General features: G+C 42.7%; 2 protein-coding genes. Both read left to right on the top strand.

From position 1 onward, the window contains the following. Positions 1 to 277 (top strand): Fic family protein (locus HMPREF9074_RS12625; RefSeq protein ID WP_369700491.1); only part of this gene is annotated, 277 nt, incomplete at its 5' end. 76 nt (positions 278 to 353) lie between these two features. Continuing rightward, a complete protein-coding gene (locus HMPREF9074_RS03135; protein ID WP_052141362.1) occupies positions 354 to 3,656 on the top strand; it encodes a glycosyltransferase family 117 protein in 3,303 nt (1,100 codons plus the stop codon). Positions 3,657 to 3,842 lie beyond the last annotated feature (186 nt).

A 3,842-nucleotide genomic window follows, 5' to 3' on the forward strand; every position in this document is an offset into this window, starting at 1 on the left:
AGAAAACTCAAGGAGTAAAACTCAAGGAGTAGAAAACTCAAGGAGTAAAACTCAAGGAGTAGAAAAGGCAAGGAGTAATAAAAAAGAAAAAATTATTGAGCATATTATAGTCTTTTGCCAAGAGCCTCATACATTGCAAGAGATAGCCCAAGAATTAGGCTTTTCTGACCGTTATTGGATGAAGAAGAACTATATAGACCCCTTGTTAGGTGATATGCTACAAATGACTTCTGTAGAGAGTAAAAACGCTCCTACCCAGAAATATGTAGCTATTTAGCAAATTTTGCTATCCTATAGGCTTGCTAATTATTAAATTATCCGTACCTTTGCGTCTTGATATTAATTTTGTTATGATGACGGATAAACTCTTTAAGAAATACAACCTTATCGTAGGCTGGGCAGTCTTTGCTATAGCTCTGCTTACCTATAGCCTTACCGTAGAACCTACAGTAAGTTTTTGGGATTGTGGCGAATATATTGCTACTTCAGCTAAATTAGAAGTAGGTCACCCACCCGGAGCGCCTTTCTTTCAGATGATGGGGGCTTTTATTGCTGCTTTTGCGCCTAATACCGACAAAATTGCCTTGCTGGTGAACTATATGTCGGTGCTATCAAGTGCATTTACAGTCTTTTTCCTCTACTTTATCATCGTCAATCTTGCAAAAAAGATAGCCTTGCGCAGTGCCGATACCCTATCAGTAGCTCATACAGTAGCTGTAATGGGTAGTGGGGTAGTGGGGGCATTGGCTTATACGTTCTCTGATAGCTTCTGGTTCAATGCCGTAGAGGCTGAGGTATATGCTATGGCTATGCTCTTTATGTCGGTGATGTTTTGGTTGGGCATCAAGTGGACGGATAGTCTGCACGAGCCACGCGGTGACCGCTGGTTGTTGCTTATCTCGTTGGTAGTGGGCTTGTCGTTTGGGGTGCACTTTATGGCGCTGCTTACCATTCCTGCTATTGGTATGCTGTATTTCTTCAACAGTAATTATAAGAAAAATGTATGGAACTTCCTTATTGCTAATGTAGTTTCAATAGCTGTTTTATTGCTTATCTTCAAGCTGATATTGCCTTACACCTTGGCTTATTTTGGCTATTTAGAAGTGTATTTTGTCAATTCGTTTGGTATGCCGTTTAACTCGGGTACTATCATCGCTGGGCTTACCTTAGTAGCGTTTTTCTTTTTCGCACTTAGATATGCTTCTCAGAAGAAGAAGGTGCGACTACAGACCGCTACCTTGTGTCTGCTCTTTGTATTTATAGGCTTTTCGTCTTGGCTGATGATACCTATTCGCTCTAATGCCGATACCGTTATCAACGAAAACAGTCCAACCGATGCTCGTTTGCTCTTGGCGTACTACAACTTAGAGCAGTACCCCGAAACGCACTTGTTTTATGGACCTATGTACTCTGATAAATACGCCGGTATAGACGAGGATTACCCTTATCAGGATGCGAAACCTAAATACGAACGCGATTATACTACAGGGCGTTATATTATCGTAAACCAATATAAGAATGCACAAGTAGCTTCTAACAGAAAGCAAATGGGCTTTTTGCCACGTATGTGGAGTCCGCAGCACGCCGCTAACTATATGAAGCTAACAGGGCAGTTAGACTTCAAGATTAGCGAAGAAGCCTACCAAGAGCCTAAGCTATATCAGTTTTTACAACAAATACAGCGTCAGCAGTCGATAACTCCGATGCCGGCAGAGCGTTATGACCAGTTCCTTTCTGACTACCGCGACTATATAGAGGTAGAAAAACCGAGTTTTTGGAAGAATATGGCTTACCTATTCGACTATCAGTTCGGGTATATGTATTTCCGCTACTTTGCGTGGAACTTTATAGGCAGGCAAGATGATGTACAAGGGAAACTCGAAAACGACCACGGCAACTGGCTTTCGGGTATCAACTTTATTGACAGTGCCCACTTAGACTCGCAAAAACATCTCCCTTCCGATGTGCTCAATAACAAGGCGCGCAATACTTATTATTTCCTTCCTTTCCTCTTAGGGCTTTTAGGGTTTGTATTCCTATCGATGAAGAGCGAACGACAAACGTGGGTGATATTAGTGCTTTTCCTCTTTACGGGCTTGGCACTCAAGATATATCTAAACGAACGTCCGTTTGAGCCACGCGAGCGTGATTATGCTCTTGTAGGGTCGTTTTATGCCTTTACTATTTGGATAGGGTTGGGTGTCTATGCCCTCTTTAGTGCTGCGCGCAAGTATATGCACCTCAATATTGCTGCTACAGCAGCCACAGTGCTTAGCCTTGTAGCGGTGCCTGCTGTGATGGCATACCAAAACTGGGATGACCACGACCGCTCTCAGAAATACTCAGCCGAGTTTATAGCCGATGCTTACCTCGAATCGGTAGCCGAAAACAAAGACGCTATGATTTTCACCATAGGTGATAATGATACCTTCCTACTGTGGTATGCACAAGAGATAGAGGGCTATCGTACCGATGTACGTGTGATAAATACCAGCTTACTGCAAACCGACTGGTACATCGACCAAATGAAGCGACAAGCCTACCAAAGTACCCCTATACCAGGGCAGTTGGTGCACAAACAATACGCTCACGGAGTGAGAGAGGCTATTTACTACCAAAAGCGCACTGATAACCGTTGGAATATCAAAGACTTTGTAAACTGGATTACTAGTGATGACCCTTCTACACGCAGTTCGCGTGGAGCAGGCGAATATAAGCAAGATTTCTATTACTATCCTACTAACAAGTTGCGTATACCGGTGAATAAGGAAAACGTACTGAAGAGTGGCATTGTAAAACCAGAAGATGCTGATAAGATAGTAGATTATATCGATATTACCTTACCGGGAGCCATAGATAAAGCTCGTATAGTGATGCTCGACATTTTGGCAAATAACGATTGGAAGCGCCCTATCTACTTCACCGGAGGTAGTATGGATTCTGCTGAATATCTGTGGATGAAAGACTACCTACAGTTAGACGGACTTGTATACAAGTTAGTGCCTATCAAAACGCCTATCGATAAGAATAATCCTTATGATATGGGTCGTATAGACTCTGAACTGATGTACAATATTGTAAAACGATGGACGTGGGGCAATATGGGCAAAGAGGGTATTTATTTAGACCCTGAAACGCGCAAAAACAGCATTATTTTCCGCGGAAATCTCGCCCGACTAACCGAGCAGCTTATAGCTGAAGGAAAGACCGCTAAAGCGTCTGAAATTATCGATATAGCGATGAAGAATATGCCGGTAGATGCTTATGGCTATTACTTCACCCTCGATCCTTTTATCGAAGGGTCTTATAAGGTAGGCAAGAGAGAGCAAGCACGCGCTATCGCCCTACAGGTGATAAAGAAATATCAGGAGGAACTGAATTATTACACTCACCTGCCTGCTGGCGAGCTAAACAGCAATGCCAAACGCATACAGTATTGTATAGACCGCTATGGCGAAGTAGTGATGCTAAGCGAAACTTTAGATAAGGAGTTTTACACTGCCCAATGGGCGATATTCAAAGATAAGGCAGGTTTATTTATGGGTGAAAAAGAGCTTGAAGAATACTTCAAAGGCGCTGCGAGCCAAGCAGCTTTAGACTCATTACGCAGCAGTCTGCTCGATACGACTGCTACCTCTGATAGTACTGAAGAATAATATACTATGCGCTTTAGCTACGTCATATCTTTTTTCTCGCACCCTATTTGGTTGCCTATTTACGGCGCGATGATAGTGCTGTTTAACATTCCGTTCTTTTTGCCTTTTGAAATGGTGAGATTTACGTGGTTATTACTGCTATTGGTTACCATAGCGCTGCCTTCGCTCATATACCTTATTCTGTTT

The sequence above is a fragment of the Capnocytophaga sp. oral taxon 329 str. F0087 genome (assembly GCF_000213295.2).
In the GTDB taxonomy this organism is placed as follows: domain Bacteria; phylum Bacteroidota; class Bacteroidia; order Flavobacteriales; family Flavobacteriaceae; genus Capnocytophaga; species Capnocytophaga leadbetteri_A.